15 protein-coding genes are annotated in these 16744 nt (G+C 66.2%); 1 reads left to right on the top strand and 14 read right to left on the bottom strand.

From position 1 onward, the window contains the following. The first annotated feature begins 12 nt into the window (after positions 1–12). The gene (locus ACFFGH_RS22540) at positions 13–396 is read left to right on the top strand and encodes a hypothetical protein (RefSeq protein WP_386672528.1); all 384 of its coding nucleotides are present in this window, start codon (positions 13–15) and stop codon (positions 394–396) included. 194 nt (positions 397–590) lie between these two features. Here ACFFGH_RS22540 and ACFFGH_RS22535 read toward each other — a convergent pair whose 3' ends face one another. From ACFFGH_RS22535 to ACFFGH_RS22470, 14 genes are all read right to left on the bottom strand, one after another. Then, positions 591–1601 (bottom strand): aldo/keto reductase family protein, encoded by a 1011-nt coding sequence (locus ACFFGH_RS22535; protein WP_386672526.1) that lies wholly within the window; start codon positions 1599–1601, stop codon positions 591–593. A 146-nt stretch (positions 1602–1747) separates the two neighbouring features. Continuing rightward, positions 1748–3265, bottom strand: a complete 1518-nt coding sequence (gene arfA / locus ACFFGH_RS22530) for an arabinosylfuranosidase ArfA (protein WP_386672524.1) — start codon at positions 3263–3265, stop codon at positions 1748–1750. Then, the gene (locus tag ACFFGH_RS22525; RefSeq protein WP_386672522.1) at positions 3240–4544 is read right to left on the bottom strand and encodes a family 1 glycosylhydrolase; all 1305 of its coding nucleotides are present in this window, start codon (positions 4542–4544) and stop codon (positions 3240–3242) included. The genes arfA (ACFFGH_RS22530) and ACFFGH_RS22525 overlap by 26 nt, the downstream gene beginning before the upstream one ends. Next, positions 4541–5383 (bottom strand): carbohydrate ABC transporter permease, encoded by an 843-nt coding sequence (locus ACFFGH_RS22520; RefSeq protein WP_386672520.1) that lies wholly within the window; start codon positions 5381–5383, stop codon positions 4541–4543. The genes ACFFGH_RS22525 and ACFFGH_RS22520 overlap by 4 nt, the downstream gene beginning before the upstream one ends. Then, on the bottom strand, positions 5380–6330 hold the full coding sequence (locus tag ACFFGH_RS22515; protein ID WP_386672519.1) for a carbohydrate ABC transporter permease: 951 nt from the start codon (positions 6328–6330) through the stop codon (positions 5380–5382). The genes ACFFGH_RS22520 and ACFFGH_RS22515 overlap by 4 nt, the downstream gene beginning before the upstream one ends. Before the next feature lie 60 nt (positions 6331–6390). Next, positions 6391–7665, bottom strand: coding sequence for an ABC transporter substrate-binding protein (locus tag ACFFGH_RS22510; RefSeq protein ID WP_386672518.1), 1275 nt, complete (start codon positions 7663–7665; stop codon positions 6391–6393). A 119-nt stretch (positions 7666–7784) separates the two neighbouring features. Next, on the bottom strand, positions 7785–8798 hold the full coding sequence (locus tag ACFFGH_RS22505) for a LacI family DNA-binding transcriptional regulator (protein ID WP_386672516.1): 1014 nt from the start codon (positions 8796–8798) through the stop codon (positions 7785–7787). Between the two features lie 178 nt (positions 8799–8976). Then, positions 8977–10488 (bottom strand): arabinosylfuranosidase ArfA, encoded by a 1512-nt coding sequence (gene arfA / locus ACFFGH_RS22500; RefSeq protein ID WP_386672514.1) that lies wholly within the window; start codon positions 10486–10488, stop codon positions 8977–8979. 16 nt (positions 10489–10504) lie between these two features. Then, positions 10505–11401 (bottom strand): carbohydrate ABC transporter permease, encoded by an 897-nt coding sequence (locus tag ACFFGH_RS22495; protein ID WP_386672512.1) that lies wholly within the window; start codon positions 11399–11401, stop codon positions 10505–10507. Further along, the gene (locus ACFFGH_RS22490) at positions 11398–12264 is read right to left on the bottom strand and encodes a carbohydrate ABC transporter permease (protein ID WP_386672510.1); all 867 of its coding nucleotides are present in this window, start codon (positions 12262–12264) and stop codon (positions 11398–11400) included. The genes ACFFGH_RS22495 and ACFFGH_RS22490 overlap by 4 nt, the downstream gene beginning before the upstream one ends. 177 nt (positions 12265–12441) lie before the next feature. Beyond that, a complete protein-coding gene (locus ACFFGH_RS22485; protein WP_386672508.1) occupies positions 12442–13824 on the bottom strand; it encodes an ABC transporter substrate-binding protein in 1383 nt (460 codons plus the stop codon). A 149-nt stretch (positions 13825–13973) separates the two neighbouring features. Further along, the gene (locus ACFFGH_RS22480; protein WP_386672506.1) at positions 13974–14921 is read right to left on the bottom strand and encodes a 3-hydroxyacyl-CoA dehydrogenase family protein; all 948 of its coding nucleotides are present in this window, start codon (positions 14919–14921) and stop codon (positions 13974–13976) included. 29 nt (positions 14922–14950) lie between these two features. After that, positions 14951–15928 (bottom strand): sugar phosphate isomerase/epimerase family protein, encoded by a 978-nt coding sequence (locus ACFFGH_RS22475; RefSeq protein ID WP_386672504.1) that lies wholly within the window; start codon positions 15926–15928, stop codon positions 14951–14953. Positions 15929–16007: 79 nt separating this feature from the next. Next, positions 16008–16718, bottom strand: coding sequence for a GntR family transcriptional regulator (locus ACFFGH_RS22470; RefSeq protein WP_386672502.1), 711 nt, complete (start codon positions 16716–16718; stop codon positions 16008–16010). Positions 16719–16744: the final 26 nt, after the last annotated feature.

Below are 16744 nucleotides of genomic sequence, written 5' to 3'. Positions count from 1 at the left end.
GCACCATCGCCGGTGCCGAGACACGACGCGCGTCATCTGCGCGAGCTCCGGCCTGTCTTCGGCCTGATCGACAGCCTTCTCGCGGAGGACGCGCGGTGGAGGGTCGTGGCGGACGCCCTCCCGCACGAGGACCGCGCCGCCGGCGCACTCAACGACATCCTCCAGCAGGGGCGCGCCAGCTGGCAGCTCCGCCGGGAAGGCGGAGCATGGCGGCTCTCGCCGTACTCCGACGCGGGTGAGCCGGACGAGGCGCTGCAGGCGGCCGTCATGCTGGCGCGCCTGGTGACGGTGGATGGCTGGCGAAGGATCAAGCGCTGCCGCCGCTGCGGCACCCCGTTCCTCGACACCACGAATGGCGCCAGCAGGACGGCCTGCGCCACGCACCTCGCGCATTGACCCGGTGTGACTGACGTGTCCGAACCTGCCCGCAGTGCGCCGGCGTGCGTCGGCTGCGAGGTGCCGAGCTTCTCGCGGCATGCACTCGACCCGGAGGCACTCGCAGCCTCTCCGGTGCGGGTCCTGCCTGCGGCCGGTGAAGCGTCCGCCGGGGAGGCACCGCATCGCGGGGCGCACCCTCATCCTCGTGGCGGTCAGGCCTCCCGTTGCGCAGGAGACGACTTCGCGGTGAGCGCCGCGTCTCGCTCTGCGAGGCCGCCAACCGCCTGCTCGATACGGCCCATCGCCTCATCGTCGAGCTCCACATCGACTGCGGCCGCGTTCTCGCCGACCTGCTCCGGCCGCGACGCGCCGATGATCGCCGACGCGACATTGTCGTTCTTGAGCACCCAGGCGAGGGCGAGCTGTCCCATACTGATGCCGAGGTCGTCGGCGATCGGGCGGAGACGCTGGACGCCTTCGAGGATGTCGTCCTTCATCCAGCGGGCGATCATGTCGGCTCCGCCCTTCGAGTCGGTCGCCCGGCTACCCTCGGGCGGTGCGGCGCCCGGCTCGTATTTGCCCGTCAGCACACCTTGGGCGAGCGGGGACCACACGATCTGCGAGATGCCGAGCTCCGCGGACGTCGGCACGACCTCCGCGTCGATCACCCGCCACAGGAGGGAGTACTGCGGCTGGTTGGAGATCAGTTGCACGCCCAGCTCCTGGGCGAGCTCGTGCCCCTCACGGATCTGGTCTGCGGTCCACTCGCTGACTCCGATGTACAAGACCTTCCCCTGTCGCACGATGTCGGCGAAGGCCTGCATGGTCTCCTCGATCGGCGTCTCGACGTCGTAGCGGTGCGCCTGATACAGGTCGACGTAGTCGGTCTTCAGCCGCCGCAGGGAACCGTTGATCGATTCCAGGATGTGCTTGCGGGACAGCCCGACATCGTTGTGCCCCTTCGGCCCGGTGGGACCGAAGACCTTCGTGCAGATCTCCAGGGACTCCCGGCGCTGCCCATCCAGCGCGGTGCCGAGCACCTCCTCGGCGACCGTGTTCGCGTAGACGTCCGCGGTGTCGAAGGTGCTGATTCCCGCATCGAGGGCCGCATGCACACACGCGATCGCCGCATCGTTCTCCACCTGCGACCCATGCGTCAGCCAGTTGCCGTACGTCACCGCCGAGACTTTGACACCGCTGTTGCCGAGATACCGGTACTTCATGAGACATCCTTCCGCTGGTCGGGGAACCCGACGCCGCACTGGTCAAGGACGAGTCTTCCCCGCTGCCGCCCGGTGAGCAGGCCGTGCCCGGGAACTGCCAGTTCGGCGGCTGCCGAGGTGAGGGACGGATCGGCGTCCATGACAGCTCACTCCCCCGGCGAGAACAGCACCTCTGTCCATGAGACCGGCGGAAGTGTGACGCTGAAATGCTCGCCGTCGATCCGAGCGGTGGAATTGTCCCTCGGCGCCACGCGCTCCGGATTCGCCAGAGTGTTGGCGGCGAAGATGTCGTCGTCGTGGAGCGACTGAGCGATAAGGGAGTAGGTACCGTTCAGGCGCCCGATCTCGGCGGTCACCTCCACGCTTTCATCCTGAGACCGGTTGACCAGGTACAGCGCCACGTTCGACGCCTCGTCGATCGTGGCGACCGCGTCGACGACCGGAACGGCCCCGTAGACGTCGGTTTCGTAGTGATCGGTGTCGACGGTGATCCGGAGGGCGGTCCCCCGGGCGTTGCTCGCGGCTGCGGCGAACGGGAAGAACGTGGTCTGCCTCCACGCTGGGCCGCCCGGTTCGGTCATGATCGGCGCGATGACGTTCACCAGCTGTGCGAGCGAAGCGCTCGTCACGCGGTCGGCGTGCTTCAGGAGGGAGATGAGGAGGCTTCCGAACACCACGGCGTCCGCGACCGTGTACACATCCTCGAGCAGACGAGGAGCGACCGGCCAATTGTCGACGCCGGTGATCTTGTCCAAGGTCTCGAAGCGCTCGTTGTACCAGACGTTCCACTCGTCGAAAGAGATCGCCATCGTCTTGTCGCTCCCCCGAACCGCCTTGACGTGATCGGCGGTTGCGACGACGGACTCGATGAAGTGATCCATGTTGACACCTGAAGCCAGGAAGCTTCCGACATCACCGTTCTTGAGCTCGTAGTACGCGTGACAGGAGATGTAGTCCACGACGTCGTAGGTGTGGCTGAGGACAGTCCGCTCCCATTCGCCGAACGTCGGCATCGATGCGCTGGATGAGCCGCAGACGACGAGCTCCACAGACGGGTCGAACGACCGCATCGCCCGAGCCGTCTGGGCGGCGAGCTTGCCGTAGTCGTCGGCGGAACGGTGACCGAGCTGCCACGGGCCGTCCATCTCGTTGCCGAGGCACCACATCCGCACGTCGAAGGGGGCGCTGCGTCCGTTCGCGGCACGCTGGTCGGCGAGCGCGGAGCCGGACGGCAGGTTCGCGTACTCGAGCAGATCGAGCGCCTCGAGCGTGCCTCTGGTACCGAGGTTCACGGCGAGCATCAGTTCGCTGCCGATGTTCTCGAGCCACTGGGAGAACTCGTGGATGCCGACCTCGTTCGTCTCGGTCGAGTGCCAGGCGAGGTCGACCCTCCGCGGTCGCGACTCCTTCGGCCCGACGCTGTCCTCCCACCGGAAGCCCGAGACGAAGTTTCCGCCGGGGTATCTGATCGTCGTGACGCCGAGCTCGCGGACGAGTTCGATCACATCGCGCCGGAAGCCATTCTCGTCCGCCGACGGGTGCGCGGGTTCGTAGATGCCGTCATAGACGGATCGACCGAGGTGTTCGACGAAACTGCCGAAGAGGCGTGGGTTGACCGCACCGACTGTGGCGGCGGGATCAAGGGCGAGGCGCGCGTGCAGCATGTGTTCCCTGGGTTCCATTCGAGTGGAGGCGATGTGCCGTGGCGTGGTGGGAGAAACGGTCGGCGGTGGGGTTCCGGCGTCGAGCGAGCCCGGACTCCGTCTCCACCAGGTCGAAGAGACCCATCGTGAGAAGGTGATCTGCCCTCGGGCCGCTGCTGTGCCGGAAGGTCCACTCGTACATGTCGAACAGCGGCCACCAGGTGTAGCCGACGATCGGCATCCCCCCGGCACGAAGGCGATCGATCTCGGCGACGGAGTCGTCCAGCCACTCGATGCGCTCTTCGACCGTGCCTGTGACGCAGGTCTCCGTGAGCATGACGGGCGCGCCGTATCGTTCCCACCAGAGATTGAGGACGTCGCTGAGGCCTTCGACACCCGCGTCGAAGGAAGGACGGGGATCCGCGAAGCCCCCTCCATGGTGGATGCCGAGCTCGAAGACCTCGGTGGAGTGCCGCGGGTAGTAGTTGACACCCATGATGTCGGGCTGCACAGCGTTGTCGCGGAACCAGGCGAGCAGGTCGTCTGGAGCGCCGTTCGCTCGCAGAGTGTCCAGCAGCTCGTGACCTTCGCCGACCCGCCCGGTGGCGAGATCCTCGACGAGAAAGCGCTGCGAGACCAGTCTCTTCGCGTCGATTCGGTGCTCGTGCGCCTCGAGGTCACCGGTGTAGCGGAGGCCGGCGTCGACGTGCACGAAGATCGCACGGTCGCCGAGCACGGACGACACAGCGTGCTGCGTCTTCACGAAGCCTTCCGCCAGCGCGAGGGAGATGTCCACCACACCGCGCTCCCCACGACCGTAGGGCGGCCAGTAGCCGTACTCCCCCGAGAACAGCGCGTGGATCATCGGTTCATTGACGGGGGTGTAGTCGACGGCCACCTCGCCATAGCGCTCGGCGAAGCGGTGAGCGTATTCCGCCACCCGGTCGGGATAGTCGCGGTTGGAGAACTCGCCTTCGAGCCAGAGCGGCGTTCCGTAATGCAGCAGGTCGATGATCGGACGGAGACCCGCTTCGACCAGCGACTCCATCGCCTGGTCCACCCAGCCCCAGTCCCATCGCCCGGGCGCCGGTGCGATCCGGTACCAGGGCACCCCCCAGCGCAGGAATTCCGAGCCGACCGCGGCGGCCTTCCTGAAGTCCTCGGCGAACCAGCGGTAATGCTCGGTGAGCTCGTACTCGTCGATCGCGCGCTCGCCGTCGCGCGCCTGCGGGACGAAGGTGTTCTCGATGCCGAGCCCGAACCGGAGTCTGCCGTCTTCGAACCATCTGGGCTCGGTCATTTGATTCCCGTCGTTGCGACGCTCTCGATGAAGCGTCGTTGAATGAGGAGGAACATCACGGCCAGGGGCAGCACCGCGATCAAGGAGCCGGCCATCATGACGCCGTAGGGGATGATGCCGCCCGGTCCGGTGAGCAGCGTCAGCCCAGACGTGATCGTTCCCATCTCCTGCTCGTTGGTGAAGATCAACGGCCACAGCAGGTCGTTCCAGTTGTTGACGAAGGTGAAGATCGCGAGCGTGAGGAGGGCCGGCACGGCATTCGGCAGGATGACGCTGGTGAAGACGCGCCACTCGGACGCTCCGTCGATCCGTGCCGCGTTGTCCAAGTCCCGTGGCAGGGACACGAAGAACTGGCGCAGGAAGAAGATGCCGAACGCGTCGGCTGCTCTCGGGGCGATGAGTCCGGCGAAGGTGTTCACCCATCCGAGGTCGGCGACGAGCTGGTACACCGGGATGAGCGTTGCTTGGAACGGGATCATCAGGCTGGCGATGATCGCGATGAGCAGCACCCGCTTGCCGCGGAAGTCGATCCTCGCCAGCGCGTACGCCGCGAGGGAGTCGAAGATCAGCGCGCAGATGGTGACGCCGCCCGCGAAGACGAAGCTGTTGAGGATCAACCGGGCGAACGGGAGATCGGCGAAGATGCGCTCGAAGTTGGCCAGCGTCCAGTTGTCAGGCAGGAGAGTCGGCGGGAACGCGTTGACCTCGGCCGTCGGCTTGAACGCCGTGAAGATGATGATCAGGATCGGCAGCAGCAGCGCGGCGGTGCCGATCGCCAATGCTGCAGACCAGAGGATGCGCAGCGCAAAGTCCGAGCGGCGCCGGTTGCCGACGCTCAATTCTGCTCCTCCGCACGCCGTCCGAAGACACCGAACTGCACCAGGCTGAGCACCAGAGTGATCAGGAGCAGCACATAGGAGAGTGCGGACGCGAAGCCCAGCTCCAGGTCTTTGAACCCGGACGTGTAAATCTCCATCACCACCGTCTGCGTGGTCCGGAACGGTCCGCCGCCGGTGAGCACGTAGATCTGGTCGAACGCCTGAAGCGCGGCGATCAAGGCGACGATGAGCACGAAGACTGTGGTGTTGCCGAGCTGCGGAAGTGTGACATTGGTGAATCGCTGCCAGGGGCCTGCACCGTCCATCTTCGCCGCCTCGTAGAGGCTGGCGGGGATGTCCTGAAGGCCGGCCAGGAAGATCACCATGTAGAAGCCGAAGCTCTTCCACACTGCGACGAGCACGACGGTCGGCATGGCGAGCAACGGATCCTGGAGCACGTTGCCGAGCTGGACGCCTGCACCGCGGAGCCAGTAGTTCAGCAGTCCGATCTGTGGGTCGAGCAGGTATTCCCACGCGAACGCCGCCACAGCGAGCGACACGACGAACGGCAGGAACAGCGCGGTGCGGAAGAACCCGCGCGCAAAGAGACGCGAGTTGTTGAGCGCGAGGGCGAGTGCAAGTGCGAGCGCCACCGCGGAGGGCGTGAAGAGGATTGCGTAGAGTGCGGTGTTTCCGAGCGCTTGCACGATCTGCGGGTCCGTGAAGACGCGGACGTAGTTGTCGAATCCGACGAGTGTCTCCTGCCCGAATCCGCTTGCGTCCGTGAAGGAGAGGCGGAGCGCCGAGATCATCGGCCAGGCGACGAAGAGGACCAGGATGGTGAGCGCGGGGATCAGGAACGCGGCAGCCGTGAGTCCGCGCTCAAGCCGTGGCGACATACCGCCGCGGCCGCCAAGCTGCGCAGGCGGCCGGCTGGGGCGGCGGCCGCGAGAGGACAGGGTGGTCATGGAGTGCCCCTCATGGGGAGGGGCTGCGCCGCCGGCGCAGCCCCTCCGTCGTGGATCGGATCAGTTCTGCAGGGCCGAGGAGATGGCCTGATCGGCCTGCTCGAGGAGCTGGCCCGGGTCTTCTCCAGCCAGGGCCTTCTGCGTCGCCTCGTCCATCGCCGCCAGCACGTCGCTGCTGTTGACCACGCCGGGGAGCAGCGGGCGGCTCGACGGAGCGATCTCCGTGAGCGACGCGACCACCGGATTCTCAGCCACCTGCTCTGCTGCCACCTCATCTGACAGCGGGGGCCAGCCGGAACCGAGCGACCACTTCGCCGCGACGTCGGGCGAGAAGAAGTACGAGAAGAACTCCTGGGCCGCTGCCGCCTCGTTCTCCTCAGCCTGGGCCGTCACCGCCATAGACACACCGATCGCTGCGGACGCTTCACCGGCCGGGCCCGCGGGGATTCCGGCGATGCCGTAGTCGATGTTGTTGTCGGCGGAGATGAACGACATCCACGGACCGCCGATGGTCATCGCCGCCTTGCCGGACGAGTACAGCTCGTCGGTGTCGATACCCGAGAGGCCGGTCGGGCTGATCTTGTCCTCTCGTACAGCCTGCGCCCAGTATTCGAGCGTCTCGACGTTCTCCGGTGAGTTGATCACGCTGGTGCCGTCCTGCACGATGTCGCCACCGTTGCCGAAGAACAGGCTCGGCCATACTCCGTTGCCCACGGTCGCGTGGTCTGCCAGCGCGAGACCGTACTGCTCCGGGGTGCCGTCGCCGTCCTCGTCGATGGTCAACTCCTTCGCTGCGGCGACCCATTCGTCCCACGTCGCCGGGAACTCCTCGATACCGGCCTCATCGAAGAGTGCCTTGTTGTAGAAGACCGAAAGGGGCACGAAGCCGGTAGGAACTCCGTAGTGCACCCCGTCAACGATCTCCATCTCCGCTGCGGCGTCAGGAATGCTGGCCGCATTCTCATCCCCCGAGTAGAACTCGTCGAGCGGGGTGAGCGCCTTCTTGTCTGCGTAGACCGGGAGCCGCTCCGCCGGCATGGCGACGATCTGCGGGCCGTTCCCCGCAGAGAGCGAGGTGAGCAGCGTCTCGTCGATCACAGCCCAGGTCTTCACCTCGGTCTCGATCGTGACCTCGTCCTGCGAGTCGTTGAACTCCTCGATGATCTCTTGCAGGACATCGCCGTCGGCTTCGGTGTAGCCGTGCCAGAACGTGAGGGTGACGGGGCCGGACGATCCCGTGCCCCCCGATGTGCCCGAGCCGGACTGGCTCGCACAACCGGCGAGCATTCCGGTCGCAGCGAGCATCGCCGCCGCGCCAACCCAAGACTTCTTCATTGATCGCCTCTCTGGACGTCGGCTGCGATGCCGACCGCGTTTGCAACGTGGCATTTCGACGTTGCAAACGCAACGGTATGCCGATCGCCGTGTCGTGTCAACCGCGAATCGCAGGACGCCTACCTGCCGGTCGACTCCCGCTCGACGAGAGTGAATGGCGCGTCGATCTGTCGTCCGGCGCCGAGCAGACCATGGCGGTCGGAGATTCGCTCGACGAGGGCATCGACCGCGGATTCGGCAATGATCGCGCGCCCCGGGTCGACGGTGGAGAGGCTGGGGAGCGAGTACTTGCCCTCATCCAGGTTGTCGAACCCGTGAACCATCACCTCGCCCGGCACATCCACGTCTGCACGGCGGAGCACGCGCAGCGCGCCGAGTGCGAGCTCATCGTTCAGTCCGAACAGCGCGTCGAAGGCCACGCCCCGGCGCAGGAGCTCATCCGCCGCCTCGGCGCCGTCTGGCCGGTGCCACCCTTCCGAGTACACGACGAGTTCCTCGTCGAACTCGATGCCGCGCCCGCTCAGCGCCTGGCGGTAGCCCTCCAGACGGAGTCCCGCCGAGCCGATCGTCTCCCCGTGGTGTCCTCCGACCACCGCGATGCGGCGCCGGCCGGCATCGATGAGATATTCGGTTGCGGCTCTTGCGGCTTCGACGTTCTGAATCGTGACGTGGTCATGCAGCGGTGAGAACACGCGTTCGCCGAGAAGCACCAGCGGGTACGAGACGTCGAGCAGATCGCGGTCGTCATCCGCCATGCCGAGCGGACTGAACAACAGTCCGTCCATCATCGACGTCCGCGGACTCTTCAGGAGGGCGATCTCGCTGTCCCGGTCCCCGGTCGTCTGCTCGATCAGAACCTCGAGGCCGCGCTGCTTCGACGCCTCGAGCACCAGGTCGGCGAGGTCTGCGAAGTAGCTGAACCGCAGTTCCGGCACGGCGAGGCCGATCGTCCCGGTTCGTCCGGCGCGGAGGTGGCGCGCTGCAAGGTTCGGCTGATATCCGAGCTGCTCGATTGCCGCATTCACTCGGTCCCGGGTCGAATCGCGAACGAATTCGTACCCGCTGACGACGTTGGACACGGTCCTCGTCGACACCCCCGCCAGGAGCGCGACATCCCGCATCGTCGCCGCCATGCTGCCCCCGCTCGCTTTGTCACTTCATACAGAGTAGAGGCACCACGGTGCCATTCTGCAACGTGGTAATCCGGGCAGCGTGATTTCACCCGTCTGGTCACTCAGTCACGCGACGGCCCGGATGTCGCCCGACAGCACGCCGGCGCGACCGCTCGGCTCGCCGTCGAGCCGAACAGCCTCAACCAGACGAGGCTCGAACCGCCGTCCACGAGATCGGCGGAAGGACGGCGTGCAACGCTCCGCTCTCGATGCGAACGGTCGGGTTGACCTGCGGCCCGACCCGCTCGGGCGCTTCGAGGGTGTTCGACGCGGTGGGGTCGTCGTCCCAGATGCCGGTGGCCTCGAGGATCTCGGTCATCCCGTCCCCCCCGCACTGGATGGCGACCGTGACCGGATGCTCCGACCGGTTCACCAGAAAGAGCGAGATCCCGCCGGTTGCGTCAAGGGTCGCGGCGGCATCGACGGTATTCACCTCCCCGTAGAGCTCCGTGCCGTGCGTCGGCGAATCGATCCGGAGGTCCAGGGCCACACTCCCCGACATGCGGGCCGCGTCGGCGAACGGGAAGAAGATGGTCTGCCGCCACGCCGGCCCGCCGGGCTCGGTCATGATCGGCGCGATCACGTTCACCAGCTGGGCGAGACTTGCGGCGCGGACGCGGTCGCTGTGGTTCAGGAGCGAGATGAGCAGTCCACCGACGACTACGGCGTCGACCACTGAGTACTGGTCCTCGAGCAGGCGTGGTGCGTACGGCCACTCATGCGGATCGGTGATCTTGTCCTCGCGGTGGAAGCGCCGGTTGTACCAGACGTTCCACTCATCGAACGAGATCTGCATCACCTTCGCAGAGCTCAACTCCGCCCGAACCTGATCGGCGGTGGCGGCCACGGCGTCGATGAAGCGGTCCATGCTGACGCCGGATGCGAGGAAGCTGAGACGGTCGCCGTCAAGCTCCTCGTAGTAGGCGTGGCAGGAGATGTAGTCGACCACGTCGTACGCGTGCGTCAGCGCCACGCGCTCCCACTGTCCGAAGGTCGGCATGGTCGGCTTGGAACTGCCGCACAGGACCAGCTCGAGTTCTTCGTCGACACGGCGCATGGCGCGAGCCGTCTGGGCGGCGAGCCGGCCGTACGAATCCGCGTCGGTGTAGCCGACCTGCCATGGCCCGTCCATCTCATTGCCCAGGCACCACATTCGGACGTCGTACGGCTCCGGACTGCCGTTCGCCGCGCGCAGGTCGGAGAAATGGGTCCCCGACCGGACATTGGTGTACTCCAAGAGGTCGACCGCCGCCTCGATGCCGCGGGTGCCGAGATTGACGGCGAGCATGAGCTCGACTTCAGCGTCGCGCGCCCACGCGGCGAACTCGTCCGTTCCGACCTCGTTCGTCTCGACGCTGTGCCAGGCGAGATCGATGCGGCGGGGTCGCTCGGACCGCGGGCCGATTCCGTCCTCCCAGCGATAGCTCGATACGAAGTTGCCGCCGGGGTAGCGCACCGTGGTGACTCCGAGCTCTCGCACCAGGGCGAGCACGTCCGCGCGGAAGCCGCGTTCGTCGGCGGTCGGGTGCCCCGGCTCGTATATCCCGTTGTACACCGCCCTGCCGAGGTGCTCGACGAAGGAGCCGAAGAGTCTCCGATCGACGGTTCCGATGGTCCGTTCCGGATCGAGCACGATTCGCGCATCGAGCATGCGGGGGATCTCCGTTCTACTTCAGGCTGCCGATTGCCAGCCCGCCGCGCCAGTACTTCTGGAGGGAGAGGAAGGCGATGATGAGCGGGATGATCGACAGGAAGGCGCCGGTGATCATCAGATTCCAGATCTGCTGACCCCCGGAGTTCTGGATGGCCTGGCCCTGCCAGACACCGAGCCCGACCGTGATGGGGAACAGCCGCGAGTCGTTCAGCATGGCCAGCGGCAGGAAGTAGTTGTTCCACGTCGACACGACGGAGAGCAGGAGCACCGTCACGATCGCCGGCCGCAGCAGCGGCAGGCACACCTGGAAGAAGGTCCGGTACTCGCCGGAGCCGTCCACCCGAGCCGCGTCGAGCAATTCGTCCGGCACGGCCGACTGAGTGTAGACGCGCATCAGATAGACCCCGAACGGGTTGAGGAGCGACGGGAGGATCACGGCCCAGATCGTGTTCACCATGCCGACCTGACTGAGCAGCACGAACGTCGGAATCACGAGCGCGGTGCTCGGGATCATCACCGAGCCGAGCAGGATCGCGAAGGACAGGTCACGCCCGCGGAACCGGTACTTGGCGAGGCCGTAGCCCGCGAGCACCGCGAGGATCGTGGCGCCCACACCGCCGACCAGGGCATACAGCGCGGAATTGGCCATCCACCGCAGGTACTCGCCGCCGTTGTAGCTGGCGAGGCCCGCGATGTTCTCCCAGAGATTGAAGTTCGCGTCGAACCAGAGCGGTCCGCCGCTGCCGTTGAACAGCCCGGCGGTCGACTTCGTGCTGGCGACCATCAGCCACCACAGCGGCATGAAGAAGTAGGCGACGAGGACCAGCAGGAAGATGTGACCGGGGAGCACCTTGCCGCCCCTGCGAGTCCGGCCGGGCCGTCGCGACGTGCGTTCGTCGATTGCGGTCATGAGTCGAGGCCGCTCCTCTTGCGGTTGAAGAACATGAACAGGTACGAGCCGACGACCACGAAGAGCCCCAGCGCGAAGGAGATCGCGGACGCATAGTTGATCTGGTCGTAGGAGAACGCGAGCGAGAACGCGTACATGTTCGGCGTGAACGACGCGTTGATCGACCCCTGGGCGATCGAACGCAGGACTTGCGGCTCGGTGAAGAACTGCAGCGTGCCGATCAGCGCGAACACCAGGATGAGCACCATCGCGGACGAGATCATCGGCACCTTCACGCGCAGTGCGATCTGCCAGCCGTTCGCACCGTCGAGCTTTGCCGCCTCGTACAACGACGGATCGATCCCCTGCAGCGCGGCGTAGATGATGATCATGTAGTAGCCGGCCCATTGCCAGGTGACGATGTTCATGAGGCCGAAGAACAGCCACTCGGAGTCGAGGAGGTACGGCGCATCGACGCCGAACATCGCCCCGATCTCCGCGATCGGGCCGAATCGGGGGCTGTACAGGAAGCCCCACATCAGCGCGCCGATGACCACCGGGATGGCATACGGGATGAAGATCATCAGCCGGGAGAAGCCGGCGATCCGCGTCGCCAATGCATCGATGACGAGTGCCGCCGCGAGCGACACGAGCATCTGCACCGGGATGAGCACCGCGGAGAACCCGAAGACCCAGAGGACGCCGTCGAGGAACGCGGGGTCGGTGAAGGCTCGTGCGTAGTTGTCGAACCCGGTGAACACCACGCCGCGGGTGAGGGTCCTCGTATTGAGGCTGAGCCAGAACGCGTAGACGAGCGGCGCCGCGAGGAACGCGACAAAGACGACCGCGAACGGGCCGACGAAGGACCATCCGACGAGCGACATGCGCGCTGTCCCCCGCCGCGGCCGTCGGGGCCGCTGCCCTGGAGCCGGAACCGCCGTCTGCGCTGCCGCCACCGGCGGGATCGACGTCTGTGTCATGAGGGTGAGCTCCTGTGGGTAGCGACGCGATCGGTCTTGCGTGGCTGATCGCAAGACCGACCGCGTCGCGGGTGGAATCGGCTACTTCAGGGTGAAGCCCTGTGCGGTCGCGTACTCCTCGAGCTTCTGCTGGTAGCTCGCCAGCGCCTCGTCGATGGTCGCGTTGCCGTTCAGGATCGACGCTTGCGCTTCGGTCAGCTGGTCATAGGCGAAGGTCTGGAATGGGCTGAAGGTGAATCCCTCGTAGGCGTTGGCGGCCTCGATGAACACGTCCTTCTGGATCTTCTGACCGCCGAAGAAGGGGTACTCCAGCTCCACGAAGTAGTCCGACTCCAGGACCGGCAGGTACGTCGGGAACAGGGCACCCTCCTCAATGCCGACCTTCCATGCCTCATCGGTGCCGAACAGCTCCGAGGCCACACGAGCGGACAGTTCGGGGTTGCCTGCCTGGCTCGTCACACCGAACGAAGAGCCACCCCAGTTCACGTAGACCGGGTTGTCCGCATCCCACTGCGGCAGCGGGGCGGCCGCCCAGCGTGCATCCGGGTCCGCTTCCTCCTCGAGGCCCATCAGGTACCCCGGTCCCCAAGCCGCCGCCAGGTAGGTGGCGTGCCGTCCGTTCACCACCGCGGTGTTGAAGTCGGGCGTGGAGCGGTCATCGGCGCTGACCACGCCGGCGTCGATGAGTTCGAACCAGTATTCGAGCACCTGCTTGGTCGCGGCATCGTTCACGTTGATGCCGATCTCCTCGACGTTCTCGGTCGAGAAGTCGAACGGCTGGTTGCCGGCCTGTGCGAACAGCGCCTGGCTGAATGCGCGACCGTTCGTCGGGTAGTTCGCGAGGAAGCTCTCGGAGCCTGCGTCCTTCAACTCCTTGGCCGCGTCGGCGAGCTCGTCCCAGGTGGTCGGCACCTCGATGTCGAACTCCTCGAGGATGTCAGCACGGTAGAGCATGCCCACCGGCCCGAGGTCCACCGGAACTGCGTAGACCGCGTCACCGCTCGAGACGTCCTTCCAGGCGCCCGGAGCGTACTGGTCCTCCTTGTCGCCGATTCCGTACTCAACGAGGTCGACAAGGCCGTTCCGGATGGTGAAGCTGGGAATGACCTCGTTCTCGAGCTGGATCACGTCGGGCGCACCGCTGCCGGCCTCGAGCGCGGTCGAGAACTTCGGGTAGACGTCCTTTCCGACACCGGCGTTCACCCAGCACACCTGCACGTCGTCGTTCGCCTCGTTGAAGACATCGACCACGCCCTCGAATGCCGGGTACCAAGCCCAGACGGTGACCTGTTCGGCGTCCGGGTGGACGACCGTGTTGGCGCACGCGGCCGAGTCTCCCCCGCCATTCGCGCCGCCTCCCCCGTTCCCGCCTCCGCCGGCTCCAGCCTGTCCACCCGCACATCCGGCGAGCGCCAGGGCTGCCGTGGCCGCCGTGGCTACCGTTATAAGCCGCTTGCTGCTCATCTGCTGCTTCTTCCTTCCGACTGCACGGACATCTTCGTCATTGCGCGCGACGTGGACTGAGCCACTGAGCGCTCTGCGGCCGGCGCCGCTGCCGTGTTTCCTATAGGATAGAGGAATTCCCGCGGCCTTGTCCACCACCCCGGAGATCGTCATGAGATGGGGGGCGGTCCGAGCCGCTCGAGGAGCTGCTGGACCTCCACATAGGCCCGATTGCGGTACTCCACGAGCGCGGCGATGCGCTCCGAGGGGATGTCGAGATATCCGGCGCCGGTCTTGGTTCCGAATCGCCCGGCCTCGACATGCTCCTGCAGCGAGCGCGGCGTCGCGAAGCGCTCGGGCCATCGCGTCTGCAGCGACGTGTAGCAGAGGGCGTAGACATCGAGTCCCGCCATGTCGGCCACGGCGAACGGGCCGAAGAACGGCAGCCGCATGCCGAAGGTGGTGCGGACGATGGTGTCCACATCTTCGGCGGTGGCGATGCCCTCCTCGACGATCTGACTGGCCTCATGGAACAGCGCATACTGCAGCCGGTTCAGCACGAACCCGGTGGAGTCCTTCACCCGCGCCGGCTGCTTGCCGGTCATCGCCACGACCCGCTCAGCGGTCACGATGGCCGACTCGGCCGTCCCCGGGTGCGGAATGACCTCCACGCCGGGGATGAACGGCGCCGGGTTCGAGAAGTGCACCCCCACGAACCGCTCGGGGTGGTGAACCGCGGTCGCGAGCTTCTCGATGAGAATGGTCGATGTATTGGAGCCGATGACGGCCTCTTGCGGGCACGCGGCGCTGATGCGGCGCAGGATGTCGTGCTTGATGTCGATCCGCTCAGGCACCGCCTCCTCGATGAACGAGGCATCGCGGACCGCCGTCTCGATCGACTCGGCGGGGGTGATGTTCGCTGCGATGGTGTCGGCCGCACCGGCAGGGAACAGACCGTCCCGCTCGAAGTCGCGTGCTTCAGTCACCAGCCGCTCGTGACTTCGCCGGGCGGTCTCCGCGTCGACATCGGCGATCTTCACTCGGGCTCCCGACAGCGCAAGCATCTGAGCGATGCCGCCCCCCATATAGCCCGAACCTACGACGGCGTACGTGTCCATGTGTCCCATCTCTCGCTGATCTTCAGTCCTCACAGGGCCGCTGTGCTGGCGCGGCGCGCGGCCTGCGCGTCGAGGCGAGCGACAGGCAGCTCGAGGAGACTCCGGACGTAGTCCCGATTGGTGGCACACACACCGAGGCTGTCGCCTCCGTAATGCTCCATCAGCAGGATCCCTCGGTATCCGCCCGCCACCGCGTCGGCGACGACCTGTCGGTAGTTGATGAGGCCGTGCTCCAGGGTGGTCGGCGCCGAGAAGTACCCGCCGCTCGGCGGCTCGTCACGCAGGTAGTTCTTGAGGTGCCAGTAATTCGCGAAAGGCAGCGTCTTCGCGTACATCTCCCGCCAGTCTTCGATTGGCCGGTGAAGGCGCACCAGGTTCCCGACGTCGGGGTTGAGGCCGACGTTCGGCAGCCCGATCTCCTCGACGAGACGCACGGCACTGTCGGCTGTTCCGAGGTACGTGTCCTCGTACATCTCGAGCGACAGCTGCAGCCCCAGCTCCGCAGCGTGTGCGCCCAGCTCGCGCAGTCGTGTGACGGCCAGAGTCCACATCGCCGGCAGGTCGGGGTCTTTGCTTCCTGGCTGTGTCCAGAACCAGAGCGCCCGCCGCTGATGCTCCGTGAGCGGCTGGTGAAGGCCCGTCGAGACCACCGCCATGCCCCATTCCGCCGCCGCGTCGATGGTTCGGTGAGCGTATGCGAGGTTCGCATCCCCGACCTTCGGCTGGATCACGCTTTTTCGCTGGATGTGAACGGAAGGAGCCGCGATGCCGTTCTCGGCGAACACGGCCTTCAGGTCGTCACGACGGAGAGGATCCATGTCCCCGATCCGCGCGTGACTGTCCGCGAGCTCGATGAGCCCGAAGCCGACCGAGCGGACGAGCGCCAGCGCCGCCTCCCATTCTTCGAGCGGGGCGTCATGAAGCGCCGTTCCGTCGGGGGTGGTGGTGGGAACGCCGTGGAGACACGTCGCAATGGGCCAATCGGCCGCGGTAATGGTGGTCTGCACGGTGGTCCATCTCGTCGGGCGTTTCCAATAGGATATTTCCTATTGGAAACGATGGCAAGTGGCGCGCGGACGCGACCGGTCAGTGTGAAGAGGAATCTGCGAGCGACCGGGCCCGCACGTTCTCGATGTGCTCCCGCATGGCGGCCGCCGCGGCGAGCTCGTCGGCGCTTTCGAACGCCTCCAGAATCCGATGGTGCTCCCGGCTTGCGTCCAGCACATCCTCCGGCCCGCGGTGCACGGCTTGACGCATCCGGTGCGTCAGGGCGCCCAGCGATTCGTACAGGCCGACAAGGAACCGGTTGCCCGCAACTTCGAAGACGGCATTGTGGAAGTCGGCGTCGCTCTGGAAGTACGCTTCCGTCAACTCGAACGGGACCGGCTCGTGCTGCGCGTGAGCTGCGATCCGCGCGACCCGCTCATCGTGCACGGCGGTCAGATCCCGGAGCATCGGAATGAGAGCATCGCGTTGCGCGTAGGCCAGCCTGGCCGCCTCGACCTCCAGCAGCAGGCGGGCATCGAAGAGCTCGGCAAGCTGCTCGTCGTCAAGGGGCGGGGCGACCCGGTACCCGCGAAGAGCCTCCCGGGAAACGAGCCCCGTCCGCTCCAGCATGACGAACGCCTCCCGCACGGGCGTCGGGGACACATTGAGCACCCGCGCCATGGTGTCGATCGACAGCCGCTCGCCGGCGGCGATACGGCCATCGAGAAGCATCCGGAGCACGGAGTCGTAGACCTGCTCGCGAAGCCCGCGGCGCTCGATACCGGCGGGGCCGATGTCCGGGAGATTCATTGAGAGACCTCGCATGTCGAACCATG

It is taken from the genome of Lysobacter korlensis, assembly GCF_042434515.1.
This window is presented reverse-complemented; position numbering and strand designations above follow the sequence as displayed.